The organism is Jiangella aurantiaca (assembly GCF_004349105.1).
Classification (GTDB): Bacteria; Actinomycetota; Actinomycetes; order Jiangellales; family Jiangellaceae; genus Jiangella; species Jiangella aurantiaca.
In genome coordinates, this window is record NZ_SMLB01000036.1 from 1 (window position 1) to 23,385 (window position 23,385).

Annotated in this window: 26 protein-coding genes; 15 read left to right on the top strand and 11 right to left on the bottom strand. The window is 71.3% G+C overall.

Translation table 11 applies throughout. The annotated features are described in order from the left end of the window. The 3 genes from E1262_RS21175 to E1262_RS21185 form a co-directional block, all read left to right on the top strand. A partial coding sequence (locus tag E1262_RS21175; protein ID WP_162606016.1) for a glycerate kinase occupies window positions 1-704 on the top strand: 704 nt, incomplete at its 5' end. Window positions 705-789: 85 nt separating this feature from the next. Beyond that, on the top strand, window positions 790-1,137 hold the full coding sequence (locus tag E1262_RS21180; RefSeq protein ID WP_132105272.1) for a HesB/IscA family protein: 348 nt from the start codon (window positions 790-792) through the stop codon (window positions 1,135-1,137). A gap of 196 nt (window positions 1,138-1,333) precedes the next feature. Next, entirely contained in the window at window positions 1,334-2,356 is a 1,023-nt protein-coding gene (locus E1262_RS21185) for a winged helix DNA-binding domain-containing protein (RefSeq protein ID WP_162606017.1), read from the top strand. Between the two features lie 37 nt (window positions 2,357-2,393). On the opposite strand, the gene E1262_RS21190 is transcribed toward E1262_RS21185, so the two are convergent. The 3 genes from E1262_RS21190 to E1262_RS21200 are packed head-to-tail and all read right to left on the bottom strand — an operon-like array spanning window position 2,394 to window position 4,949. Next, complete coding sequence (locus tag E1262_RS21190; protein ID WP_203454131.1) at window positions 2,394-3,470, bottom strand: DNA polymerase IV; 1,077 nt, start codon at window positions 3,468-3,470, stop codon at window positions 2,394-2,396. A 37-nt stretch (window positions 3,471-3,507) separates the two neighbouring features. Then, window positions 3,508-3,708, bottom strand: coding sequence for a sulfurtransferase TusA family protein (locus E1262_RS21195; protein ID WP_132105360.1), 201 nt, complete (start codon window positions 3,706-3,708; stop codon window positions 3,508-3,510). Between the two features lie 32 nt (window positions 3,709-3,740). Next, on the bottom strand, window positions 3,741-4,949 hold the full coding sequence (locus tag E1262_RS21200) for a cysteine desulfurase family protein (RefSeq protein ID WP_132105276.1): 1,209 nt from the start codon (window positions 4,947-4,949) through the stop codon (window positions 3,741-3,743). 131 nt (window positions 4,950-5,080) lie between these two features. Between E1262_RS21200 and ctaC the strand changes: the two genes are divergently transcribed. From ctaC to E1262_RS21220, 4 genes are all read left to right on the top strand, one after another. Further along, the gene (gene ctaC, locus E1262_RS21205; protein ID WP_132105278.1) at window positions 5,081-5,935 is read left to right on the top strand and encodes an aa3-type cytochrome oxidase subunit II; all 855 of its coding nucleotides are present in this window, start codon (window positions 5,081-5,083) and stop codon (window positions 5,933-5,935) included. After that, the gene (ctaD, locus tag E1262_RS21210; protein WP_132105280.1) at window positions 5,932-7,653 is read left to right on the top strand and encodes an aa3-type cytochrome oxidase subunit I; all 1,722 of its coding nucleotides are present in this window, start codon (window positions 5,932-5,934) and stop codon (window positions 7,651-7,653) included. Before ctaC ends, ctaD begins: the two co-directional genes overlap by 4 nt. Continuing rightward, on the top strand, window positions 7,650-8,042 hold the full coding sequence (locus E1262_RS21215) for a cytochrome c oxidase subunit 4 (protein WP_132105282.1): 393 nt from the start codon (window positions 7,650-7,652) through the stop codon (window positions 8,040-8,042). The genes ctaD and E1262_RS21215 overlap by 4 nt, the downstream gene beginning before the upstream one ends. Before the next feature lie 153 nt (window positions 8,043-8,195). Then, window positions 8,196-8,405, top strand: a complete 210-nt coding sequence (locus E1262_RS21220; protein WP_132105284.1) for a hypothetical protein — start codon at window positions 8,196-8,198, stop codon at window positions 8,403-8,405. An 84-nt stretch (window positions 8,406-8,489) separates the two neighbouring features. Here E1262_RS21220 and E1262_RS21225 read toward each other — a convergent pair whose 3' ends face one another. After that, the gene (locus E1262_RS21225; RefSeq protein ID WP_203454134.1) at window positions 8,490-9,464 is read right to left on the bottom strand and encodes a DMT family transporter; all 975 of its coding nucleotides are present in this window, start codon (window positions 9,462-9,464) and stop codon (window positions 8,490-8,492) included. 128 nt (window positions 9,465-9,592) lie between these two features. Here E1262_RS21225 and E1262_RS21230 point away from each other — a divergent pair, with 128 nt between their 5' ends. Both E1262_RS21230 and E1262_RS21235 read left to right on the top strand, forming a co-directional pair. After that, window positions 9,593-10,783, top strand: coding sequence for a DUF4192 domain-containing protein (locus E1262_RS21230; RefSeq protein WP_132105286.1), 1,191 nt, complete (start codon window positions 9,593-9,595; stop codon window positions 10,781-10,783). A 153-nt stretch (window positions 10,784-10,936) separates the two neighbouring features. Beyond that, on the top strand, window positions 10,937-11,479 hold the full coding sequence (locus E1262_RS21235) for an SRPBCC family protein (RefSeq protein WP_132105288.1): 543 nt from the start codon (window positions 10,937-10,939) through the stop codon (window positions 11,477-11,479). Here the strand turns inward: E1262_RS21235 and qcrB are convergent. From qcrB to ctaE, 4 genes are all read right to left on the bottom strand, one after another. After that, on the bottom strand, window positions 11,470-13,113 hold the full coding sequence (qcrB, locus tag E1262_RS21240) for a cytochrome bc1 complex cytochrome b subunit (protein WP_132105290.1): 1,644 nt from the start codon (window positions 13,111-13,113) through the stop codon (window positions 11,470-11,472). The two genes, E1262_RS21235 and qcrB, sit on opposite strands and share 10 nt — an antisense overlap. Continuing rightward, window positions 13,110-14,195 carry a cytochrome bc1 complex Rieske iron-sulfur subunit gene (qcrA, locus tag E1262_RS21245; protein ID WP_132105292.1) on the bottom strand — a complete coding sequence of 362 codons (1,086 nt, stop codon included), beginning with the start codon at window positions 14,193-14,195 and terminating at the stop codon, window positions 13,110-13,112. Before qcrA ends, qcrB begins: the two co-directional genes overlap by 4 nt. Further along, complete coding sequence (gene qcrC / locus E1262_RS21250; RefSeq protein WP_420810552.1) at window positions 14,192-14,995, bottom strand: cytochrome bc1 complex diheme cytochrome c subunit; 804 nt, start codon at window positions 14,993-14,995, stop codon at window positions 14,192-14,194. The genes qcrA and qcrC overlap by 4 nt, the downstream gene beginning before the upstream one ends. A gap of 98 nt (window positions 14,996-15,093) precedes the next feature. Next, window positions 15,094-15,741, bottom strand: coding sequence for an aa3-type cytochrome oxidase subunit III (gene ctaE / locus E1262_RS21255; protein ID WP_132105294.1), 648 nt, complete (start codon window positions 15,739-15,741; stop codon window positions 15,094-15,096). A 255-nt stretch (window positions 15,742-15,996) separates the two neighbouring features. On the opposite strand from ctaE, the gene E1262_RS21260 reads away from it, so the two are divergent. Both E1262_RS21260 and trpD read left to right on the top strand, forming a co-directional pair. Further along, window positions 15,997-16,416: a response regulator gene (locus tag E1262_RS21260; protein WP_132105296.1), complete on the top strand. Its 420-nt coding sequence runs from the start codon at window positions 15,997-15,999 to the stop codon at window positions 16,414-16,416. Further along, a complete protein-coding gene (gene trpD, locus E1262_RS21265) occupies window positions 16,413-17,450 on the top strand; it encodes an anthranilate phosphoribosyltransferase (RefSeq protein WP_132105298.1) in 1,038 nt (345 codons plus the stop codon). The genes E1262_RS21260 and trpD overlap by 4 nt, the downstream gene beginning before the upstream one ends. A gap of 22 nt (window positions 17,451-17,472) precedes the next feature. Here trpD and E1262_RS21270 read toward each other — a convergent pair whose 3' ends face one another. After that, window positions 17,473-17,754, bottom strand: coding sequence for an Lrp/AsnC family transcriptional regulator (locus E1262_RS21270; protein WP_132105300.1), 282 nt, complete (start codon window positions 17,752-17,754; stop codon window positions 17,473-17,475). A gap of 106 nt (window positions 17,755-17,860) precedes the next feature. Then, window positions 17,861-19,603, bottom strand: coding sequence for a DEDD exonuclease domain-containing protein (locus E1262_RS21275; RefSeq protein WP_132105302.1), 1,743 nt, complete (start codon window positions 19,601-19,603; stop codon window positions 17,861-17,863). Between the two features lie 195 nt (window positions 19,604-19,798). Here E1262_RS21275 and E1262_RS21280 point away from each other — a divergent pair, with 195 nt between their 5' ends. The 4 genes from E1262_RS21280 (at window position 19,799) to E1262_RS21295 (ending at window position 22,940) form a co-directional block, all read left to right on the top strand. Then, complete coding sequence (locus E1262_RS21280) at window positions 19,799-20,035, top strand: hypothetical protein (RefSeq protein ID WP_116950503.1); 237 nt, start codon at window positions 19,799-19,801, stop codon at window positions 20,033-20,035. Further along, window positions 20,032-21,324, top strand: a complete 1,293-nt coding sequence (locus E1262_RS21285; protein ID WP_132105304.1) for an NYN domain-containing protein — start codon at window positions 20,032-20,034, stop codon at window positions 21,322-21,324. Before E1262_RS21280 ends, E1262_RS21285 begins: the two co-directional genes overlap by 4 nt. A 262-nt stretch (window positions 21,325-21,586) precedes the next feature. After that, a complete protein-coding gene (locus tag E1262_RS21290) occupies window positions 21,587-21,829 on the top strand; it encodes a hypothetical protein (protein WP_132105306.1) in 243 nt (80 codons plus the stop codon). Between the two features lie 130 nt (window positions 21,830-21,959). Further along, a complete protein-coding gene (locus E1262_RS21295; RefSeq protein WP_132105308.1) occupies window positions 21,960-22,940 on the top strand; it encodes a C40 family peptidase in 981 nt (326 codons plus the stop codon). A gap of 154 nt (window positions 22,941-23,094) precedes the next feature. Here E1262_RS21295 and E1262_RS31790 read toward each other — a convergent pair whose 3' ends face one another. Continuing rightward, a complete protein-coding gene (locus E1262_RS31790; protein ID WP_275261797.1) occupies window positions 23,095-23,229 on the bottom strand; it encodes a hypothetical protein in 135 nt (44 codons plus the stop codon). Between the last annotated feature and the right edge of the window lie 156 nt (window positions 23,230-23,385).

The window sequence follows — 23,385 nt, forward strand, 5'->3', positions numbered from 1 at the left end:
GGTCGGGGACGAACGATGGCGGCGCCGGCCTGCTCGCGGCGCTCGGCGCGGTGGCGAAGCCGGACGGCGCGCTGACCGGTGGGCCCGACGCCCTGGCCGGACTGACCGCGCTGGACCTCGCGCCGGCGAAGGCCCGGCTCACCGGCGTCGAGCTGGTCGCCGCGTCCGACGTCGACAACCCGCTGCTCGGGCTGCGCGGCGCCACCAACGTGTTCGGGGCGCAGAAGGGCCTCGTCGACGACGGCGCCAAGCTCGCCGCCGACGCCGCGTTGACGACGTTCGCCGAGCTGGCCGACCGGCGGGTCGCCGACCACCGGGGCGCGGGCGCGGCGGGCGGGCTCGGGTACGGGGTGCTGCTGCTCGGCGGAGTCCGCGAGCCCGGCTTCGACACCGTCGCGCACGCCGTCGGCCTGCCCGGCCTCGTCGCCGGCGTCGACCTCGTCATCACGGGGGAGGGGAAGCTCGACTGGCAGTCGATGAGCGGCAAGGTGGTGTCCGGGCTGGCCGCGCTGGCCGGGCCGGCGCTGCGCCCGTGCATCGCGTTCGCCGGCGCGGTGCAGGTCGGCAACCGTGAGCTGCGCGCCAACGGCATCGAAGCCGCGTATGCCATGGTCGACGTGGTCGGCACCGAGGAGTCGTTCGGCCGGCCGCGGGAGAGCCTGGCCGCGGTCGCCGAGCGGGTGGCCAAGACCTGGAGTCGCTGATACTGCTCTCCAGGTAAGGAATGTCCTTTCACTGAGACGCGTTGTAGCGTTGAGATGTAGTCCGACCTCGGAGCAGGAGAACGAGATGACGGTTCAGGAACAGGTCACCGACGGTGTCGTGCTGACGGAAGGCGCGGCATCCAAGGTCAAGGCGCTGCTCGATCAGGAGGGCCGCGACGACCTGGCTCTGCGCATCGCCGTTCAGCCCGGCGGCTGCTCGGGGCTGCGCTACCAGCTGTTCTTCGACGAGCGGTCCCTCGACGGCGACGTCGTGAAGGACTTCGGCGGCGTCAATGTCGTCGTCGACCGCATGAGCGCTCCGTACCTCGGCGGCGCCACGATCGACTTCGTCGACAGCATCGAGAAGCAGGGCTTCACCATCGACAACCCCAACGCCAGCGGGTCCTGCGCCTGCGGCGACTCCTTCCACTGAGCTCTCAGCGCTCCCGCGACGGGGTGCCGGCCCGACAGCCGGCACCCCGTCGGCGTTTCAGCGGCGGTCCCCGCGGTGGTCGGCCCACCCCCTCCACCGGGGTGGGCCGATACTGGCGGGCGTGGATGTCTCTATCGCGCGATGGCGAATGCGCAACCAACGTCTCACCGAGCCACCTGCCCGCACCGCGGCGGAGGTGATCGACACGCTCCTGGCCGTGCAGGCGGAGAACCCGGCCCAGTCCGCATGGGCGGTGGCCGCCCGGACCGCCGCACCGGACGGGAGCGATCTGGCCGCCCTGCTCGAGTCCGGCGAGGTCATCCGTACTCACGTCCTCCGTCCGACATGGCACTACGTCGCGCGCAACGACATCGACTGGCTGCTGGCGCTGACCGGGCCTCGCGTCGCCAAAGTCACCGCCACCCAGCTCCACGGTGATCTCGAGCTCACGGTTCCGGACCTGGACCGGCTCACCACGGCGCTGCTGGACACGCTCACGACGACGCCGGACCGTACCCGCGACGAGCTGGCCACCGCCGTACGTGACCGCGTGCCGGCGCTGGCCGAGCGCGTGACCGGCCGGCTGATGATGCTGGTCCTGGCGCACCTCGAGCTCGATCGCCTGGTCTGTAGTGGCCGATCGCGAGACGGGGACCACACGTACGCGCTGTACCGAGACCGCGTCGGTTCACGTGAGGACCCGGCGGCGTTCGACCGGGACGAGGCGCTGGCCCGGCTCGCCCGGCGCTACTTCACCGGTCATGGTCCGGCGACCGTCAAGGACCTGGCGTACTGGGCCACCCTCACGGTCACCGACGTCCGCCGCGGGCTGGCCGCGGTCGGCGACGAGCTGGAGTCCTTCGAGCACGACGGGCGCACGTTCTGGCACGCGCCGGGGGACGCACCCACCGGGCCGGGCCGGCCGGACGGTCATCTCCTGCAGCTGCTCGACGAGATCTACCGCGGCTACCAAGACTCACGCTGGGTCCTCGACGCCGAGGGAGCCGTCCCGCGTGCGCGGGAGGCGACGATCGGCATCGCGCTGGTGGACGGCCAGTTGGTGGCCGGGATGAAGCGCACCGTCACCCCGTCGTCGGTACGCTTCGACCTGACGCCGCACCGCCCGCTGTCGGCCGCGGAACGCCAGGCGCTGACCGACGCAGCCGCCCGGTACGGCGACTTCCTGGGGCGGCCGGCCGTGCTCACCGGTACGGGCTGAGCGGCGGTTCCGGGGCGCCCGGAGGTGTGCGGGAGGCTCAGGGCGTGCCGCGGCGACCGTGGGTGCGCGGAGGGTCGTAGCCGCCTTCCGGCGGGATCATCTCGGCCCGCACGCCGAGCAGCCGGATCGGCCGGTCGTCGTCGAGACCGTGCAGGAGGTCGAGCGCGGTCTGGGCGATGACCGTCGGGTCGACGGTCGGATCCGGCAGTTTGCGGACCCGCGTGAACGTGAAGAACGGCGCGAACCGCACCTTGAGGTGGACCCGGGCGCACGCCCGGCCCTCCCTGCCGATGTCTGCCACCACCTGATCGGCGAGGGTGCGCAGCGCGACCGCGACCTCCTCCGGCGTGGTGAGGTCGCGCTGGTAGGTCGTCTCCCGGCCATGAGCTCGGGCGATCCACGGGGTGTCGTCGACGATGGAGGCACTGACTCCACGGCCGAGCCGCCCGATGTACGGACCGGTCGTGGGCCCGAACTCCTCGACGAGCGGCTCGTCCGGCGTCTCGGCGAGTTCACGCACCGTGGTGATGCCGAGCGCTGCCAGCCGGGCTCCGATGCGGTTGCCGACGCCCCACAACGCCGTCGTCGGGCGGTCGCCCATGACGTCCATCCACGTGTGCCGGGTCAGTCGGAAGACGCCGCGTGGTTTGCCGAACGCGGTGGCGGTCTTGGCCCTGACCTTCGTGTCGCCGACGCCGATGGAGCAGTGCAGCCGGGTGGACTCGAGGACGGCGGCCTGCAGCGCCCGCGCGGTCGCCTCGGGGTCGTCGGTGTCGATGCCGACGAACGCCTCGTCCCAGCCCAGGACCTCGACCACCGCGCCGGGGAACGCCCGGAGCGTCTCCATCACCTGTGCGGATACGGCCTCGTAGTGCGGGAAGTCGACGGGCAGGAAGACGGCGTCCGGGCACCGTCGCGCGGCGGTCTTCAGCGGCATCCCGGACCGGACCCCGAACTCCCGCGCCTCGTACGACGCCGTCGAGACCACGGCACGCTCGGCCGGGTCGCCGCGTCCGCCGACGATCACGGGCCGTCCCGCGAGCTCGGGACGGCGCAGGACCTCGACCGCCGCGAGGAACTGGTCCATGTCGACGTGCAGCACCCAGCCCGTCATGTGCCCATCATGGCGGGCCACACCCGGCTCGGGGTCGTCAGTGGCGGCGGCGGACGAGGTACGACGGCGCGCCTCCGACATCCTCGCCGGTGCCGGCGTACTCGTGGCCGCGCATGCGGCACCACGCCGGCACGTCCGACGCCGCCGCGGGGTCGTCGGCGAGCACCGTCACCACCTCGCCCACGGCGACGTCGCCGATGCGCCTGGCCAGCTCGATGATCGGCAGCGGGCAGCGCATCCCGCGGCAGTCGAGCACGAGTGCGGAGTCCGTCACAGCTCCTCCAGTCCGGCCCGCAGCCGGGTGACGACGTCGACCACCGCGGCGAGGAAGCGGTCGACGTCGGCGCGGGTGGCGTCGCGGGTCAGCGAGACCCGCACGTTGCCGTGCGTCAGCGCCCCCATCGCCGCGAGCACGTGGCTGGGCCGCAGCGTACTGGACGTGCAGGACGAGCCGCTGGAGATGGCGAACCCGGCCCGGTCCAACTCCGTCACCAGGGCCTCGCCGTCGAGGTAGAGGCACGAGAACGTCACCAGGTGCGGCAGCCGCAGAGTCGGGTGACCGACGACGTCGACGTCGTCCAGCAGCTCGGGGACCCGGGCGCGGATGTGGTCGACCAGCTCGCGCTGCCGGGCGGCGACGGCGTCGGCCTCCTCCCAACGGGCCCGCAGCGCCGCCGCGGCCGCGAGCGCGCCGGGCACGTTCTCGAACCCCGGCACCCGGCCGCCGCCGCGCTCGTCGTCGGGCAGCGGGGAGCGCCAGCGCACGTCGCGGCGGATCGCCAGCACGCCCACGCCGGCCGGGCCGCCCCACTTGTGCGCGCTGGCCGTCAGCACCGACCAACCGGCCGGCAGCGGCACCCGTCCGGCCGCCTGAGCGGCGTCGACCAGCAGCGGGACGCCGCGCGCCGCGCAGTGCCCGGCCACCTCGTCGACCGGCTGGACGGTGCCCACCTCGTGGTTGGCTGCCTGCAGGCAGGCCAGCGCGGTGTCGTCGCCCACCGCGGCCGCGAACTCGGCCGCGTCGACCCTGCCGTCGCGGCCGACGCCCACCTCGGTCGTGGTGGTGCCCTCGTGCCTGGCCAGGTGGGCGGCGGACTGCAGCACGGCGGAGTGCTCGACGGCGGAGACGGCGACACTCCGTGGGCCGGCACCCTGACGCCGCCGGGCCGCGACCGTCCCCAGCATGCCCAGCTGGATCGCCTGCGTCCCGCTGGCCGTGAATGTCACCTCGTCCGGCCGCGCACCGACCACCGCGGCGACGATCTCGCGCGCGTTGTCGAGCAGCATCCGGGCCCGCCGCGCCGAGCCGTACAGGCGGGCCGGATCGGCCCAGCCCTCGTCCGCCGCGGCCAGCAGGACGTCGCGGGCGGCGGGGTGCAGAGGCTCGGTCGACGCCGCGTCGAAGTAGCCCGGTGGCGCGGCCCCGAGCGGGGGCGACACAGGTGCGTCCGACGGCGCCGACACGCCGCGCGTGCTCATCGAGTACCTCCCGGAATGACGGCGAAGGGCAACCGCTAGGGTTGGGCGCGACAGGAGAAGTTTGCTCTCGCCACGGTGCCGGTTGCCAATCCGCCCGGCCTGGCGAGCGGGTCGAAAGAGAAGGGCGCCTCGTGAGTCAGTCTGGCAGGGTCCGACCGGCGCGTCGCCGGGCCGCGACCGCCGCCGTTCTCCTCCTCGGCACGGTGCTCGTGCTGGGTGGTTGCTCGGCAGAGCAGCGCGACGAGTGGTCGCGCCTGGCGCTTCCCGAGCCGGCCACGGAGGAGACGCCGCTGATCGGCAACCTGTGGATCGGCGCCTGGATCGCCGCGTTCGCGGTCGGCGTGCTGGTGTGGGGCCTGATCATCTGGGCGGTCATCGCCTACCGCCGCCGTGGCGACGAGCTGCCGAAGCAGACGCGGTTCAACATCCCGATCGAGTTCCTGTACACGGTCGCGCCGCTGTTCGTGCTGGTCCCGCTCTTCTACTTCACGGCCGACCACCAGGAGCAGCTCACCGACACGTCGCAGGAGCCCGACCTCGTCGTCGGCGTCATCGGCCAGCAGTGGTCGTGGACGTTCAACTACCTCGACGAGGAGGTCCACGAGATCGGCACCATCAACGACCGGCCGACGCTGTACCTGCCGGTCGGCCAGACCGTGCGCTTCGAGCTCGAGTCGCCCGACGTCATCCACTCGTTCTGGGTCCCGGCGTTCTACATGAAGATGGACGTCATCCCGGGCCACCCGAACTCCTTCCAGGTGACGCCCGACCGCGAGGGCAGCTACGCCGGCCGCTGTGCCGAGCTGTGCGGCGCCTACCACCAATCCATGCTGTTCAATGTCGAGGTCGTCTCCGAGCAGGAGTACCAGGACCACGTCGACGGCCTGCGCGAGGCCGGCCAGGAGGGCATCATCGAGCCGCCGATCCGGGGTGCCTACGACGACGAGGTGCTGAGCGAGGAGAACACGGGGGGTGACCACGAGTGACGACGTATCTGGAGCGGACCGCCGCCGCCGGCGCCATCGTCCGGCCCAAGCGGAAGGGCAACGTGGTCGTCCGGTGGATCACGTCCACCGACCACAAGATCATCGGGTACATGTACCTGATCGCGTCGTTCGGGTTCTTCCTGTTCGGCGGCGTGCTGGCGCTGTTCATCCGGGCCGAGCTGTTCTCTCCCGGCCGCCAGGTGGTCAGCGACGAGATGTACAACCAGCTGTTCACCATGCACGGCACCATCATGCTGCTGCTGTTCGCGACGCCGCTGTTCATCGGCTTCGGCAACATCATCGTGCCGCTGCAGATCGGCGCGCCCGACGTCGCGTTCCCGCGGCTGAACATGTTCAGCTTCTACCTGTTCGTGTTCGGCGGGCTGATCGTCTGCGCCGGCTTCATCACACCGGGCGGCGCGGCCGACTTCGGCTGGTTCGCCTACGCGCCGCTGCACAACACCGTCTACAGCCCGAACGTCGGTGGTGACCTCTGGGTCGCCGGCCTGGCGATGAGCGGTTTCGGCACCATCTTCGGCGCCGTCAACTTCATCACGACGACCGTGTGCATGCGGGCGCCCGGCATCACGATGTTTCGGATGCCGATCTTCACGTGGAACATCCTCATCACCAGCATCCTGGTGCTGATCGCGTTCCCGCTGCTGGCCGCCGCGCTGTTCGCGATGTTCGCCGACCGGAACCTCGGCAGCCACATCTACGACCCCACCGCTGGTGGCGCCGTCCTGTGGCAACACCTGTTCTGGTTCTTCGGCCATCCCGAGGTCTACATCATCGCGTTGCCGTTCTTCGGCATCATCACTGAAGTCATACCGGTGTTCAGCCGCAAACCGCTGTTCGGCTACAAGGGCCTGGTGTTCGCGACGCTGTCCATCGCGGGCCTGTCCGTCGCGGTGTGGGCGCACCACATGTTCGTCACCGGAGCCGTCAACCTGCCGTTCTTCGCGGCCATGACCATGCTCATCGCCATCCCGACGGGCCTGAAGTTCTTCGCCTGGATCGGCACCATGTGGCGCGGATCGATCACGTTCGAGACACCGATGCTGTTCGCCATCGGCTTCCTCGTGACGTTCCTGTTCGGCGGCCTGACCGGCATCATCCTGGCCTCGCCGCCGCTGGACTTCCACGTGTCCGACACCTACTTCGTGGTGGCGCACTTCCACTACGTCGTCTTCGGCACGGTCGTGTTCGCGATGTTCTCCGGGTTCTACTTCTGGTGGCCCAAGTTCACCGGCCGGATGCTCGACGAACGCCTGGGGAAGGTGCACTTCTGGCTGCTGTTCATCGGCTTCCACGGCACCTTCATGGTCCAGCACTGGCTGGGCGTCGAGGGCTTCCCGCGTCGCTACTCCGACTACGACGCCGCCGACGGGTTCACCTTCCTCAACCAGTTCTCGTCGGTGTTCGCCTTCGTGCTGGCCGCGTCGACGCTGCCGTTCCTGTGGAACGTCTGGCAGAGCCGGCTGGCGCCCAAGGTCCAGGCCGACGACCCGTGGGGCTTCGGCAACTCGCTCGAGTGGGCCACGTCCTGCCCGCCGCCGCGGCACAACTTCACGTCGCTGCCGCGGGTGCGCAGCGAGCGGCCCGCGTTCGATCTCAAGTACCCCGAGCTCGCGGGTATGACGGAGAAGAAACCGGCGCACGCCGGACCGCTCACTGAGATACTCGGCCCGCCGGACGTGCAGGAGGACAGCAAGTGAAGATCGAAGGCATGATCTTCGCCATCGTGACGGTCTTCTTCGCGGTGGTCACCCCGGTGTACTGGTTCATGTCCGAGGACCCCACCGGCACGACGGCGCTGGTGCTGACGTTCGGCCTCGGCGCGATGGTGGCGTTCTACTTCCTGCTGCTGTCGCGGCGCATCGCCCCCCGTCCCGAGGACCGCGACGGCGAGGTCGAGGAGCTGGCCGGCGAGTACGGCTTCTACAGCCCGCACTCGTGGTGGCCGCTGGCCGCCGCCAGCGCGGTGGCGGTGGTCTTCATCGGGCTGGTGTTCGCCTGGTTCATCTTCATCATCGGCGCCGCGCTGGCCGCCATGGCCGCCGTCGGCTGGGTGTTCGAGTACTACCGGGGCGAGTACGCCCACTGAGGCCGGGTCTTTCAGGCGCCGTCCGCGGGTCATGTGCACCGCGGGCGGCGCTGTTTTTCGTGGCCTCCGGTCGCGCCGATCAGGTTTCGCTGTGGCCGTGCCGGGTTACCTCTGATGGTGTAGGTTCTCGACATCCCCTCGGAGGAGGTCGTGATGATGTTGACTCAACCTCTGACGGCGAAGATCCGCCGCGTGGACGACAACCTGCGCACGCTGGTGGAGCGGCGCGGCCACCTCGACGACCCGGCCGACGTCCTCCGGGCCACCGAGTCCATCGACCACTGGCTCGACGAACGCCTCGTCCTCATGAAGACCCGCGACGGCGAGTCGGAGCTCGCCACCACCGCCAACCGCCGCCGCTGACCTCCGTCCCCTGTTGGCCGGGTCCGCCCCGCCGCCGGTCCCCGTTGCCCTTGGCCTCCTCGGCGGTGCCGGCCGGCCGCCGAGTCAGGGCTCCGCGACCGGCCGCGCGATGTCGTCACACGTGACATCCAGCGCCTCGCGCTGTTGAGCTCCGTCGCCCCTCACCCGTTCCGTCGCCGGGACCGTCGGTACCGCGGCCGGCCCGCGCTCCTTGTCCTTCGACGTGGCGAGAACCGAGCCGAGGAGGATGAGGCCGAACCCGATCCCGGTGAACACGGTGACCCGCTCGTCCAGCACCGCCACGCCGAGCAGCAGCGCCACGGCCGGGTTCACGTACGTGATGACGGTGGCCCGGCTCGGCCCGACCTCCGCCACCAGCGCGAAGAACACCAGGAACGCCGCCACCGTGCACACGACGCCGAGACCGGTCACGCTGAGCCAGACCTCACCCGACAGCGGCTCGCCCGGCCACTGCGTCAGTCCGACGGGCAGGTACAGCACGGCCGACGCCGTCAGCGACGCTGCCATCACGCCGAGGCCAGGCAGGTGCGACAGCCAGCGCGCCAGGATGATCGGCCCGACGGCGTAGCAGACGGCCGTTCCCGCGACCGCGACGACCGGCGCCGGGCTGCTCGCCTCGACGTCGAAGCCGACCAGAGCGGCGACGCCGGCGAACCCGACCAGCAGCCCCACAAGCCGCCGTCCGCCCGGCCGCTCGGTGCCCATCACCCACACCAGCACGGCCCCGACCAGCGGCACGGCGGCGACGAGCAGACCGGTCAACGAGCTGGACAGCTCCTGCTCGGCGTACCCGAGCAGGTACCACGGGATGCAGACCTCGACGAGGGTGAAGGCCAGCAGCGGCCGCCAGTGGGGGAGCAGCGGGCGCAGGTAGCCGCGCCGAGCCGCCAGGGGCAGCAGCAGCGCCGCGCCGATGGCCGTCCGGGCCAGCACGATCGAGGCGGGCGACAGTTCCTCGACGGCGACCTTGATGAGCATGTAGGGGATGCCCCAGATGATCCCCAGCGCCACGAAGAGCATCCACCCTCGACGGGACACACCGGCCTCCTCGACCATCGGGCGCCCCACCGGACGCGTCGTCCACAGCGAAAACTGGCGGCGGCAGTCGTCCACATTTCGGCGATCGGCGGTTGAGCCGGACGGCCGCGCGGGGGAGTGTCGCCTCCATGAAGATACGCGAACACCTCAACGGCACGGCGACGGCAGCCGACCCAGGCGATCTCCTGGCTGCGATACCGCACCTCATGGGCTTTCATCCCCAGTCCAGCGTCGTGGTCGTGCACGTCGACCTCGAGGAGCGGCGCACCGGCACGCTGCTGCGGCTCGATCTGCCCGCCGCCGACGACTACGAGAGCTACGCTGCGCAGCTCGCCACGCGCATCGAGTACGGGCAACCCGACGGCGTCATCCTCGTCTGTTACGGGGACGACGGGGCGCCGCCGGGCGGAGGCGGACCGCCGCCGGGCGCTCTGGCGGCGGAACCGAGCCATCCGCCCGACGCTGTACCCGGCGGGCCACAGGCGGCCGGTACGGCCGCCACGCCCGGCGTGGCGCGGGGCGAGCTGCCGCATCAGGCGCTCATCGAGCTCGTCCTCGGCGAGCTGACCGACGGCCCGGTCGCGGTGCTGGGGACGGCGTACGTCGACGGCGGGCGGTGGTGGACATACGACTGCGACCACCCGGGCTGCTGCCCTGCTGAGGGCGTGCCGCTCCCCGAACCCGGCCTAGGCGCCGCGGCCGACGTGGCGGCACGGGCGGCGTTGGCCGGTCGCCGGACGCTGTCGTCGCGGCGGGAGCTCGAGGACAGCCTGCGCGGTCCGTCCGGCGCGGACGAGAAGGCAATGGCCGGCGTCTTCGAACGGGTCGACCGCGAGCTGGCGGCCGAGGCGCTCACCGACGGCGTCGAGGTCCTGCGGGGCCGCACCCTGGCGCTCGCGCGGCTGTTGCTGGCCCGGTCCGCCGAGGGCCGGCTGGAGCTGTCCGACGACGACGTCGCGCGGCTGAGCCTCGGTGCGGCGGACCTGCTGGTGCGCGACCGTTTCATCGCGTTCGACGGCGCCGATCCGGCGGCCTGGCTGGGCCTGCTGACCGCGCTGGCCCGGCGCACGCCCGACGCCCGGGCGGCGGCCATCTGCAGTGTCGTGGCATGGGTCGCCTACCAGCAGGGCGACGGCGCTGTCGCGAACGTCGCGCTCGACCGCGTCCTGTCCATCGACCCCCGGCACACCATGGCCGTGCTGCTGCGCGACTGCCTCGACGGTCAGGTGAGCCCCGGGCACATCACCGCGCTGACCCGTGAGGCCGTCCGCGCCGCGGAGCGGGCACGGAAGGAGGTGAGCGCGGCTGGGGCCGCCTAGGTGTGTCGCCCAAGTCCGTGGACTACTGCGCGACGTCGCTGCGGCCGCCTGGCGATAGCCGATGATCATGGAGAACCTCCCCTTCCGAGTGCTCCGAGAGGGGGATTTCTCCATGATCGACACGGGCCGAGGTGCGCCGATAGGGTCGGGACCGTGGGACCACGGCGCTACGTGTTCGGCTCCAGGTGGCGGGTGGCCGCGCCGCTCGACGAGACGTGGACGTTCCTGACCTCGCCGGGGCAGCGCTGGGTGGACTGGTGGCCCAGTCTCGAGACCGCCGACGTCCGGCGGACGGCCGAACTCGTGGGGAGCGCGGCCCGGTGCACCTGGCGCAGCCCGGCCGGGTACCGCCTGACGTTCGGGCTCACCCTGACCGAGGTCGAGCCGAGCCGCCTGGTCGTCCTGGCCGCCGACGGCGACCTGACCGGCACCAGCACCGTGCTGTTCGCCGCCGAGCCTGAGGGGACCCGACTGGACATCGAGCTGCGGGTCACCACGACCCGGGCCTGGATGAACGCCGCCGGGCCGGTGCTCGGTCCGCTCTTCCGGTACGGCCACCGCGCCGTCATGCGCCACGGTGAACGAGGACTCCGGCGCGTCCTCGCCGGATCGGACGTGCGCGATCAACGCAGTGCGCCCGGGCCGTCCACGGTGGACGACCCGGGCGCGCCGGTGAAGCGGGAGAACTACTGCTGACCGCTGGTCAGCTCGTCGCGTTGAGCGGCCTCGGCGCCGTGGCCGTCGTGGTGGGCGGACTCGAGCTCCTCACGGGTCGGCTTCTGCACGACGTCGCCGAAGTAGAAGCGGGAGAGCCGCGCCTGCGCCCGCTTGCTGCGGTAGTTCGGGTTCGGGATGCCGTTGGCGTCCGTCGCCGGGCCGGGGTCGGAGGGCAGCTGCCGCTCGTGCCAGGTGAGCTCGTACGCCTGGGACCGGGTCAGCGGAGCGTGCAGCTCCGAGAACTCGCCGTCGGGGCTCACCATGACGATGCCGGTCTCGCGGCCGTGCATGACCTTGTCGCGGTCGCGGCGCTGCAGGCCCAGGCAGATCCGCTTCGTGACGAAGAACGCCAGCGGTGGCAACACGAAGATGCCGATGCGGATGAACCAGGTGATCCAGTTGACCGGGATCTCGAGGATCGTGGCGAAGAAGTCGTTACCACCGGCGATCCACAGCAGGACGTAGAACACGATGAACGCCACACCGATGCCGGTCCGCACTGGCACGTTGCGCGGCCGGTCGAGCAGGTGGTGCTCCCGGGTGTCGCCGGTCGCCCTCTGCTCGATCCACGGGTACAGCGCCAGCGGCGTCAGGATGATGCCGGGCAGCAGGATCGCCGGGATCAGCACGCTCATCGTGATGGGGTGATCGAAGACGTAGAACTCCCACGCCGGCATCACGCGCAGAGCACCGTCGAGGAAGCCGACGTACCAGTCGGGCTGGGTACCGGCCGACACCACGGACGGGTCGTATGGTCCCCACAGCCAGACCGGGTTGATCTGGATAGTGGCGGCCAGCAGGACGATGACGCCCATGACGATGAACTGGAAGCCGCCGGCCTTGGCCACGTAGATCGGGAAGAACGGCGCGCCCGCGACGTTGGTGTTGGTCTTGCCCGGGCCGCCCCAGTGGGTGTGCTTCTGGTACCAGAGGATCATCAGGTGCGCGGCGACCAGCGCCAGGATGAGCCCCGGGATCAGCAGGATGTGCATGGGGTAGAGCCGGGCGATGATGTCGTCGCCGGGGTACTCGCCGCCGAACAGGAACGACGACAGGTAGGTGCCGACGATCGGGATGGCGAGCATGCCGCCCTCGATGATCCGCAGGCCGGTGCCCGACAGCAGGTCGTCGGGCAGCGAATAGCCGGTGAAGCCGGCCGCCACGCCCAGGACCAGCAGGATGACGCCGATCAGCCAGTTGATCTCGCGCGGCTTCCGGAACGCGCCGGTGAAGAAGATCCGCAGCATGTGCGCCGACATCGCGGCCAGGAAGATCAGGGCGCCCCAGTGGTGGACCTGGCGCATCAACAGGCCGCCGCGCACCTCGAAGGAGATCTCGAGCGTCGACGCGTACGCCTCGGACATGCCGACGTCGCGCATCGGGACGTAGGCGCCCTCGTACATGATGTGTGCCATCGTCGGCTTGAACCAGAGCGTCAGGAACACGCCGGACAGCAGGATCATGATGAAGCTGAACAGCGCGATCTCCCCCAGCAGGAACGACCAGTGGTCGGGGAAGACCTTGCGGATGTTGCGCTTCAGCCAGTTGGACGCGGTGATCCGCTGGTCGACGAAGTCGACGACCTTGCCTGCACCGTTGACGATGGCGCTCATCGCGTGCGCTCCCAGTAGCTCGGCCCCACGGGCTCGGTGAAGTCGCTCTGCGCGATCAGGTAGCCCTCCGAGTCTACGGCGATCGGCAGCTGCGGGAGGCTCCGCGTCGCCGGGCCGAAGATCACCTTGCCGTTGTCCGAGAGGTCGAACGTGGACTGGTGGCACGGGCAGAGCATGTGGTGCGTGGTCTGCTCGTAGAGGCTGATCGGGCAGCCGACGTGCGTGCAGATCTTGGAGTACGCGAGGATGCCGTCGACGCCCCAGTTCTCGCGGCCCGGCGCGACGTGGACGTCCTCGGGCAGCATGCGCACCAGCATGACCGGCGACTTGGCCCGCTCGTTGATGCGCTCCGGCCCGTGTTCGGGCAGGTCCTCGAACGTCGCGGGCATGGCGTTGACCAACTGGCCGATCTCGAGGTCGGCGGCCCTGATGGGCATGAACGTGACGTCGGTGAGGACGCGGACGCCCTCGGCCCAGATGGTGTGCTGCTTGCGTTCGCCGGGCGACTCGCCGGTGTTGGGGCCGAGGTCGCGCAGCAGGATCACCGCGGGCAGCGGCAGCAGCGCCAGCGCACCGAGCAGCGAGTTGCGGATCAGCTTGCGCCGGCCGAAGCCGGTCTCCTCGGTGCCCGTCTCGAAGTCGGCCAGTGCGGCGGCGCGGGTCTCGTCGTCGCTGCGCAGCGGGTGGCGCTCGTGCACGACCTCGGGGGAGGACATCAGCGACCGCGCCCACTGGACCGCGCCGGCGCCGACGAGGAACAGTGCCAGACCCAGCGTGAGGCCGAGCGTCAGGTTCGACACCTGCACGTCGCCGATGTTCACGCCGTCTTCGGGATCGTCCGGGTGGATGCCGACGATCACGTAGAAGACGATGAACGCGACGGTGAGCAGCGAGGCCAGCGCGAACATGCCGGCGACCTGCCGCTCGGCGCGCCGCTCGGCCTTCTTGTCGACGTCGGTGAGCCGTTCGTCGTAGTAATGCAGTCCGGGGTCGGCGATCGGGTCGGCCGGGACCACGGCGTGTTCGCCGTGGGGGACGACGGCGTGCTCGTCACCGTTGGGGTTCACGTTGTGGGTGCTCATGCCTTCGACGACCTCGTCACGATCCAGGTGGCCATGCCGATCAGCAGGCCGATACCGACCAGCCACGCCCAGAGACCCTCGGCGACCGGGCCCGCGCGGCCGATGGCGAGGCCACCGGGGTCGGGCTCGTTCTGCACGCTCTCGAGGAACGCGATGATGTCGCGCTTGTCCTCAGGGGTGACGGTCTGGTCGCTGAACACCGGCATCGCCTGCGGGCCGGTGATCATGGCCTCGTAGATGTGCCGCGGCTCGACGCCGGTGAGGTTCGGCGCGAACTGGCCCATCGTCAGCGCACCGCCCTGCCCGGTCGTGTTGTGGCACTGCGAGCAGTTGGTGCGGAACAGCTCGCCGCCGCGGGCGACGTTGCCCTCCGCGGTGTCGAGGTACTGCTCGTCAGGCACCTCGGGCCCGGGGGCCAGCGAGGCGACGAACGCCGCCATGGCGTCGATCTGCTCCTGGTTGTACGACACCGGCTTCCGCTCGGCCTGCGCCGACGGGGCGGCCAGGGGCATGCGGCCGGTGCCGACCTGGAAGTCGACCGCGGCGGCGCCGACGCCGATGAGCGACGGGCCGAGGACGTCGCCGTTGTCGTTGACCTGGCCCTCGCCGTTCAGCCCGTGGCAGGAGGAGCAGCCGATGGCGAACAGCTGCCGGCCCTCGTCGATCTGCGTGGAGGAGGCGGCCTGGACGTTCTGCGACGTCGACGGCGCCAGCGCGGCGTACGCGCCGCCGGCGGTGAACAGGACGGCCACGAGCACGGCGATGGCCGCGAGCGGGTGTCGCCGCCGGGTCGAGAGCAAGCGCCCGATGGAGGCGCCGCCGTTGAGGCCCGAGAACAACTGTCCGATCCGCGAGCCGCGGGACCGGCCGGGCAACGATCTGGGCACGTCTCTCCTCGTCACTTGACGACGTAGATGGTGAGGAACAGGGCGATCCAGACGACGTCGACGAAGTGCCAGTAGTAGGACACGACGATCGTGCTGGTGGCCTGCTCGTGGGTGAACCGGCGCGTCATGAAGGTGCGGCCCAGCAGGAACAGGAACGCGATGAGGCCGAGAGTGACGTGCAGGCCGTGGAATCCGGTGGCCAGGTAGAAGATCGAGCCGTACGGGTCGCTGGACAGTGTCAGGCCCTCGTGCGTCGCCAGCTCGGCGTACTCGAACACCTGGCCGCCGATGAAGAAGGCGCCCATGACGAACGTCAGCACGAACCACTCGCGCATGCCCCACTTGCCGACCTGCAGCAGGCTGCCCAGGCGGCCCACCTGGCCGCGCTCGGCCCGCAGCACGCCCAGCTGGCAGGTGACCGAAGACAGCACCAGAACGGTGGTGTTCAGCAGCGAGAAGGGAACGTTGAGCAGCTCGGACTGCTGTTCCCAGAGGGCGGGGGCGTTGGACCGGAGCGTGAAGTAGATCGCGAACAGCGCCGCGAAGAACATCAGCTCACTGGACAGCCACACGATCACCCCGACGGCGACGAGATTCGGTCGCTCGGGTTGCCGCGTGTGGGCAGCGTCGACGGCGGTTGCAGAAGCCACGCCCGTCATTATGTCGGTCGCACTTCGCGAGCACGACAGGGCCCCGGGGTAGAGACGTCCCGGCGTGTCCTCATCGTTCCCGGCAGGGCCCCGCCGTGGGACCGCGCCGCCGTTCCAGCCAATACTGCGCGGCCGCTCAAAGTAAAGCAAGGCTTACCTCAGTAGTTGGGCGGCGAGACGGTCGTCGCCGGTCTCCGGGCGCGCACCGGTACCATCGTCTCGACCAGCCAGCCAGCCCGAGAGATCCCAGCGAGGACGCGCAGGATGAGCAGCACCGAGCCGACCATGACGATCCTCGTCTACAGCGACGACCGCACCACGCGCGAGCAGGTGCGGCTGGCCGTCGGCCGGCGTCCCGCGGCGGACCTGCCGAAGGTGGAGTTCGTCGAGGTCGCCACGCACGCGGCCGTCATCCGCCGGCTCGACGCCGGTGGCATCGACGTCGCCGTGCTCGACGGCGAGGCGGTCCCGTCCGGCGGGATGGGCCTGGCCCGCACCATCAAGGAGGAGATCTACAACGCTCCGCCGGTGCTGGTGCTGATCGGCCGGCCGCAGGACGCCTGGCTGGCGACGTGGTCGCGCGCCGAGTCGGTCGTGTCGCACCCGCTCGACCCCATCGCCGTCGCGTCGGCCGTGGCCGACCTCATGCGGCGCCGGTCCGCCGGCGTCGCCGCCACGTCATGAGCGAGACGCAGCAGACCTGGCCCCCCGTCCTGACGGCACTCGTCAACGGCGAGGACCTCACCACCGAGGCGGCCGCCTGGGCGATGGGCGAGATCATGCGCGGCGAGGCGACGCCGGTGCAGATCGCCGGCTTCGCGGTCGCGCTGCGTGCCAAGGGTGAGACGGTCACCGAGCTCGAGGGCCTGGTCCAGGCCATGTACGACGTCGCCACGCCGTTCCCCGACCCCGGCCCCGCGCTTGACATCGTCGGCACCGGCGGCGACCGCGCGCACACCGTCAACATCTCCACCATGGCGGCCATCGCCGCGGCAGGGGCGGGCGCCCGGGTCGTCAAGCACGGCAACCGCGCGGCGTCGTCGCTGTGCGGGTCGGCCGACCTGCTCGAAGGGCTCGGCATCCGCCTGGACCTCCCGGCCGCGCGGGTGGCCGAGATCGCCGTCGAGGCCGGCATCACGTTCTGCTTCGCCCCGGCGTTCCACCCGTCGTTGCGGCACGCGTCGACGGCGCGCAGCGAGCTGGGCATCCAGACGACGTTCAACATGCTCGGCCCGATGGCCAACCCGGCCCGGCCCAGCGCCCAGGCCGTCGGCGTCGCCGACGCGCGGGTGGCGGCGCTGATCGCCGGCGTGCTGGCCGGACGCGGCACGTCCGCCCTGGTCTTCCGCGGCGACGACGGCCTCGACGAGCTCACCACCACGACGACGTCGCGGGTCTGGGTCGTGCGCGACGGCGAGGTGAGGGAGGAGCGGTTCGACCCCGCGTCGCTCGGCATCGCGCCGGTGCCGGCCGAGGCGCTGCGTGGCGGCGACGTCGCGTACAACGTCGGAGTGGCCCGGCGGTTCGTCGGCGGCGAGAAGGGCCCGGTGCGCGACGCGGTGCTGCTCAACGCCGCGGCAGGCCTGGCCGCGTACGACGCCCTCGAGGCGCCGCTGGCCGACCGGCTGGCCGCCGGCCTGGAGAAGGCGACCGCCGCCGTTGACTCCGGCGCGGCCGAGCAGGTGCTGGAGCGCTGGGTGGCGGCCGTCTCCGCCTGACGGCCCCTGCCGCCTGGGCGGCTCAGTCCTCGGCGCCGAGGGCGAACGCGGCCTCGAGGTCGTGTTTGGAGTACGCACGGAACGCGATGTGCGTCTCGGTGTTGAGCACGCCGTCGACCTTGTTGAGGCGGTCGGCGACGACCTCGGCGATCGCGTCGTGCGTCCGGACCCGGACCATCGCGACGAGGTCGATGTCGCCGGTGACCGAGTAGACCTCGCTCACGCCGTCGAGGGCGGCGATCTCCGTCGCGACCTCCGGAATGCGAGCGACGTCGGCCTGGATGAACACGATCGCAGTGATCACGTGATGTCTCCTCGGGGTGTACCGGTTCGGCGCCGACATTACCCGGCTGAGCCGGGGCCGACCGCGAGGTCCCATACGGCGGTGAGTCCCAGAAGGTAAAAGGGGACTAGTGCAGCGGCCGCAGGGGACGGCGGTCGGCGAACGGGCGGGCCGCACGCTGGTCGTCGTCGCGGGCGTCGGCGACGGCGGTGTAGCCGGCCGCGCTGGGCCACGGGAGCGTCCAGACGCCGTCGACGCGGACCAGCCGGGTGCCGGGGGTCTCGAGCCAGCGCAGCACGCACTCGGTCTCTTCGGCGGTGGCGGCCGGCAGCGGCTCCGGCGCCGGGCGCACGGTCTCGGCCGTCGCGACGAGAGCCTCGACGGCCGGGCGTGGGTCGACGCCGGGCGGGGTGACCTCGGCGCCGGCCAGCCGGCCGTGCCGGATGACGTGCAGCTCCCACCCGCCCACCTCACGGCGCCGCGCCGCCACCAGCTGCGGCACCGACGCCAGCGACGCCAGGCGCTGCGACCGGATCAGCGACCGGACGAGCGTGGCCAGCCGGTCGCGCCGGACGGCCGCCTCCTCGTAACGCTCCTGGCCGGCCAGCGCCGTGATGCGCTCCAGCAGCCGGTGCACCAGCGGGCCGGGGTCGCTCGTGAACGCCCGCCGCACCTGGTCGACGTGGACCGCGTACTCCGTGGCTGACTCCGCGCCGGTGCAGGGCGCGCCGCAGCGGCCCATGTCGGCCAGGATGCACGCCGACGCCGACGGCGACGCGGACAGCCGCTGCGTGCACTGACGGATCGGGACCGCCTCGTGGATGGCCGTCATGGCCGCATCGGCGATGCGCCGCGACCCGAACGGCCCGAGGTAGGCCGAGCCGTCGTCGCGGACCTGCCGGACGAGCGACAGCCGCGGGAACGCCTCGACGGTGAGCTTGAGCCAGCTGCCGCGCTCGGGGAACCGCGAGCGCCGGTTGTACCGGGGCTTGCGCTCGGCGATCAATCGCAGCTCGCGGACCTCGGCCTCCAGCGGCGTGGCGCACTGGATGCCGGTGACGCCGGTGGCGATGGAGACCATCTCGGTCATCCGCGGCCGGGTCTCGGACGCGGTGAAATATGTGCGCACCCGGGTGCGCATGTCCTTGCTCTTGCCGACGTAGAGCGTCTCGCCGTCGGGCGCGGTGAACATGTACACGCCAGGGGCGTGTGGCAGCTGCTCGGACAGATGCCGCTTCTGCCGCTGTGCCGCGGTGACCTTGCTCTGCCAGAGCGCGAGTTCCTCGACGGTGTGCACGCCGACGTTGCCCAGCCGCTCGAACAGCCCGTGCAGTACGTCGACCGTGGCCCGGGCGTCGGCGAGCGCCCGGTGGTTGGGCGTGGTGGAGGCGCGGAACAGCCGGGCCAGCGTGGACAGCTTGCAGTCGCGGGCCTCGTCGCGCGAGAGCACGCGGCGGGCCAGCCGGGCGGTGTCGAGCACCTGGAACGTCGGCCAGCGGGCGCCGGTGACCTCGCATGCGGCCTTCAGGAACCCGACGTCGAACGGCGCGTTGTGGGCGACGATGACGCTGCCGCGGGCGAACTCGAGGAACGCCGGCAGCACCGACTGGATGCGCGGCGCGCTGGCCACCATGAGGTCGGTGATGCCTGTCAGCACCGCGATGAACGGCGGGATGGCCGACGCCGGGCGGACCAGTGTGTCGAACTCGCCGACGACCTCGCCGCCGCGGACCTTCACCGCGCCGATCTCGGTGATCTCGTTGCCGTCGGGTGCCCCGCCGGTGGTCTCGAGGTCGACGACGACGAACGTGGTGGAGACCAGCGGCATGCCGATCTCGTCGAGCGTGCCCTGGATGGCCACGGCCGTCATGTCCCACCCCTCTCGGTCACTCGGCCACCTGATCGCACAGTAGGGACCGCCACTGACAATCTCCGGCCACGACCCGCCGTCCCTCTTCCCTTGTGGGACTCCTGGCCGCGCTGGACATCGCGGTCGGCGTCCACGCCGTCCACGGCCTACGCTGGGCGGGAACACGTCCCACGCACCGACGCCGAGGAGGAGCCCATGCCCGTTCCCCAGCCGTCCGAGACCACTCGGTGGCGCTGCGCGCAGTGCGGCAACCTCACCCGGTTCGACGTCGTGCGGTCCAGCCGCGTGCGCGAGTTCGTCCACGTCGACCTCGCGGGCGAGCCGAAGGTCGAGGAGACGGACGTCCTGGCGGAGTCCGTCGAGCGGGTGGTCTGCCGCTGGTGCGGTGGTGAGGGAACGGTGGAGCTCGTCGCCCGGCCAGACTCCGCGTGAGCACGCTGCCCGAGGCGGTGCGGGCGCGGCTGGTCGCCCTGGGCTCGGACGTGCTCGGCGCGCTGCCCGCGGACGACGTCCCGGGCGTCCTGCGGCCGATCGCGAAGTTCGCGGCCGCCAAACGTGCCCGCCTCGGCGCCAGTGCCATCGCGTCGGCGCTCGACACCGAGCCGGGGTTCCGGCGCCGCGTCCTCGACGCCGCGTCCGCCGCCGATCCCGCGCTCGCGAAGGCGCTCGAGTCGGGGACGGCGCCGCCCGCCGCCGACCCCGTCGACGTCGCCGTCGTCGCCTACCTCCTGCGTCCGGACGGGTGGGAGACCATGGTCGAGACCGCGGCCGCCTCCGTCCGCCGCGGCGACGACGCGGCCCGGCTCACCCGCGAAGCGGCCGCCGCCGAGCGGCTGCGCGAGCAGCTCGAGGCCGCCCGTGCCTCCACGCGGGAGATGCGCACGACGATGCGCGCGGAGATCGACCGCCTCAAGGCCGAGAACACGATGCTGCGGCGGCGGGTCCAGGAAACGCGGGAGAGGCTGAGCGAGGCGCGGCAGCAGGAGGAGGACGAGCAGGAGCAGGCCGGCCGCGAACTCGCCGATGCCCGCGCCGCCCTGCGCGCCGCCGAGACCGAGGCCCGCCGTCTCCGGGCGCGGCTGGCGGACGCGGAGGCCGCGTTGGAGGCGGCCCGCCGCAGCGGCCGGGCCGAACGCGGCCTCGGCACGGCGCGGCTGGCGCTGCTGCTCGACACCCTCGGCGACGCCGCCGCCGGGCTCCGTCGCGAACTGGCCCTACCCGCCTCGACCCTCTCTCCGGCCGACACCGTCGAGGCGGCCGTCCCGGGCGGCCCCCTGGACGGCGGCGCGGTCGGCCGCGCCCGCGCCGCCGACGAGCCCGGGTATCTGGACGAGCTCCTGTCACTGCCCCGGGTCCATCTGATCGTCGACGGCTACAACGTCACCAAGACCGCCTGGCCGACCATGCCGCTGGACGCCCAGCGGTCGCGGCTCGCGCAGGGGCTGGCGGCCGTGTCGGCCCGGACAGGTGCCGAGGTCACGCTGGTCTTCGACGGCGCCGACGTGACGGTGCCGCCGCCGGTCCCGGGGTCGGGCATCCGGGTCCGGTTCAGCCCGACGGGGCAGACGGCGGACGAGCTCATCCGGCGCATGGTGCGGGCCGAGCCCCAGGGTCGTCCGGTGGTCGTGGTGTCCTCGGACCGCGAGGTCGCCGAAGGCGTTCGTCGCCCAGGAGTGCGCAGCGTGGAGTCGGTCGCGTTGATCGGATTGGTCGGTCGGTAAGCGTCCACGGCCAGTCTGGGGAGTCCCACGAGGATCTCTGGAGCGTCGACACGATTACAGGCGTAGTGCGACACGAATTCTCGTGGTGGACGTGATCATGCCGGTCCGGCGGTGGCCGTCGGGCTAGGTGTTCGTCACACCAATCACTCTGTTACCAGCGGTGACTCCTGTCTCGTGGAGACCTTGTCGGACCCTGCCCTTAACGTCGTTGATCAGCGGGGAGGAGAGCTCGTCGCGGAAGGCGTGAGAGGGAGGGATGGTCATGCACATCGACTGCGATCGCTGCGAGATGCGCGGCCTGGCGTGTTCTGACTGCGTGGTCTCGGTGCTCCTGGGGCCCATCGACAGCGAGTTGGGTGGTGAGGAGCGGCAGGCGCTCGGTGTGCTCGCCGAGGCGGGCCTGGTGCCGCCGCTGCGTCTGGTCGTCACAGACGGTGACGCCGTGGCGAGAAAATCGGCCGAAACTCGCGCGGGGGATTTGCGGGAGGCACGTGAGGCTGGCTAGGCTCCCCGCCCAGGTGCCTGTATCCCGCCCCGAAGGAAGGACCAGAGTGCCTGAGCCAGGTGGTCACCCCCGCCGTCCGCGCCGCGCGCTTGTCGCGTTGTGCACTGCCGCAGTCAGCGTCACCGGGGGAATGACCCTCATCACCCAGAGCAGCGCAGACCCACAGCCGACCATTTCCGAGGTCAGGGAGCAGGTCGATTCCCTGTACCACCAGGCAGAGCAGGCGACGGAGCGGTACAACGCCGCAACCGACGAGCTCGCCGAGGTGAAGCGCCGCATCGAGCGGGCGCAGGCGTCGGTGGAGCGGCAACAGGATGCGGTCGACGCCGTCAGGGCGCAGATCGGCGCCTTCGCCGCGGCCAGCTACCGGTCCGGCGGCACAGTCGACCCGACGCTGCAGACGCTGCTGGCCGAGAGCCCCGAGGACTTCCTCGCGCAGTCGTCGGTCATGAACGCGTTCGCGGGGCAGCAGGCCGAGAGCCTGGCCAGTGCCGCCGAGATCAGCCGCAGCTACGAACAGGCGCGCCTGATGGCCGACGAGGAGCTGACCCGCCAGCAGGCCATCGAGGCCACGCTCGAGACGGAGAAGGCGACGGTCGAGCAGCTGCTCGCCGACGCGCAGGAGATCCTCGACCAGCTGGAGGCCGAAGAGCTGGAGCAGCTCGAGGAAGACCGCGAGGAGAACGCCGAGACCCCCGACCGCGGCGAGGACGACGAGGCCGAAGAGGACGAGGAGACCCCGGTCGACCCGCCGCCGGTGTCCGGACGGGCGGGCGTCGCCGTGGAATTCGCGTTGGCGCAGGTCGGCGAACCCTACGCCTGGGGCGGCAACGGGCCCGGCAGCTGGGACTGCTCGGGTCTCACGTCCGCCGCCTGGGCCGAGGCCGGGGTGAGCCTGCCGCGCTCGTCCGGCTCGCAGATCGGCGTCGGCACCCGCGTCTCGAAGAGCCAACTCGAGCCAGGTGACCTGGTGTTCTACTACAGCCCCATCAGCCACGTCGGCATCTACATCGGCGACGGCAAGATCGTGCACGCCACCCACCCGGGTGACGTCGTGAGCGTCGACGACGTCGACCTCATGCCGTTCTCGGGCGCCACGCGGCCGGGCTGACCCACCCAGACAGCACGAGAGCCGGGCGCCCACGGGCGTCCGGCTCCTTCTATTCCTCCGGTGACAAGTACCGGACGAGCCACCCGTGACACCGTTGTCACGGGCGCTCGCTCCACCGGTTGCTCTCGCGGTGCAACCGCTGATCGGTGCGACGTCAGCCGACGCTGATGGCGTGTGCCAACTGCCAGCTGATGAACCACGTGCCGGCCAGGATCACTGCGAACACGGCCAGCCGCATCAGAGCGCTCTCGATGCGCAGAGAACTTCGTTGCCGTAGTACGTCACGCATGGTCGATCACCCCCGGACTTCTCAACCTCATACCGGCAGGTCAAATGCCGGCCTACACCAAGGATGAGGTCAGATGAGTTCGGGGTCGATGGAGCGAGCGTCTACTTACGTATCGACCGAACGGAGGACGTCCGTCACATTCGGTGACGGCGCGTC

What these genes read in the sequence shown, in the direction of transcription:
- E1262_RS21180 (WP_132105272.1), top strand. Translation starts at nt 790, where the DNA reads ATGACGGTTCAGGAACAGGTCACCGACGGTGTCGTGCTGACGGAAGGC.
- E1262_RS21190 (WP_203454131.1), bottom strand. Translation starts at nt 3,470, where the DNA reads ATGACGGGCTGGGTGCTGCACGTCGACATGGACCAGTTCCTCGCGGCG.
- E1262_RS21195 (WP_132105360.1), bottom strand. Translation starts at nt 3,708, where the DNA reads ATGCGCTGCCCGCTGCCGATCATCGAGCTGGCCAGGCGCATCGGCGAC.
- E1262_RS21200 (WP_132105276.1), bottom strand. Translation starts at nt 4,949, where the DNA reads ATGAGCACGCGCGGCGTGTCGGCGCCGTCGGACGCACCTGTGTCGCCC.
- E1262_RS21220 (WP_132105284.1), top strand. Translation starts at nt 8,196, where the DNA reads ATGATGTTGACTCAACCTCTGACGGCGAAGATCCGCCGCGTGGACGAC.
- E1262_RS21230 (WP_132105286.1), top strand. Translation starts at nt 9,593, where the DNA reads ATGAAGATACGCGAACACCTCAACGGCACGGCGACGGCAGCCGACCCA.
- qcrB (WP_132105290.1), bottom strand. Translation starts at nt 13,113, where the DNA reads ATGAGCGCCATCGTCAACGGTGCAGGCAAGGTCGTCGACTTCGTCGAC.
- qcrA (WP_132105292.1), bottom strand. Translation starts at nt 14,195, where the DNA reads ATGAGCACCCACAACGTGAACCCCAACGGTGACGAGCACGCCGTCGTC.
- ctaE (WP_132105294.1), bottom strand. Translation starts at nt 15,741, where the DNA reads ATGACGGGCGTGGCTTCTGCAACCGCCGTCGACGCTGCCCACACGCGG.
- E1262_RS21260 (WP_132105296.1), top strand. Translation starts at nt 15,997, where the DNA reads ATGAGCAGCACCGAGCCGACCATGACGATCCTCGTCTACAGCGACGAC.
- trpD (WP_132105298.1), top strand. Translation starts at nt 16,413, where the DNA reads ATGAGCGAGACGCAGCAGACCTGGCCCCCCGTCCTGACGGCACTCGTC.
- E1262_RS21275 (WP_132105302.1), bottom strand. Translation starts at nt 19,603, where the DNA reads ATGACGGCCGTGGCCATCCAGGGCACGCTCGACGAGATCGGCATGCCG.
- E1262_RS21280 (WP_116950503.1), top strand. Translation starts at nt 19,799, where the DNA reads ATGCCCGTTCCCCAGCCGTCCGAGACCACTCGGTGGCGCTGCGCGCAG.
- E1262_RS21290 (WP_132105306.1), top strand. Translation starts at nt 21,587, where the DNA reads ATGCACATCGACTGCGATCGCTGCGAGATGCGCGGCCTGGCGTGTTCT.
- E1262_RS21295 (WP_132105308.1), top strand. Translation starts at nt 21,960, where the DNA reads ATGACCCTCATCACCCAGAGCAGCGCAGACCCACAGCCGACCATTTCC.
- E1262_RS31790 (WP_275261797.1), bottom strand. Translation starts at nt 23,229, where the DNA reads ATGCGTGACGTACTACGGCAACGAAGTTCTCTGCGCATCGAGAGCGCT.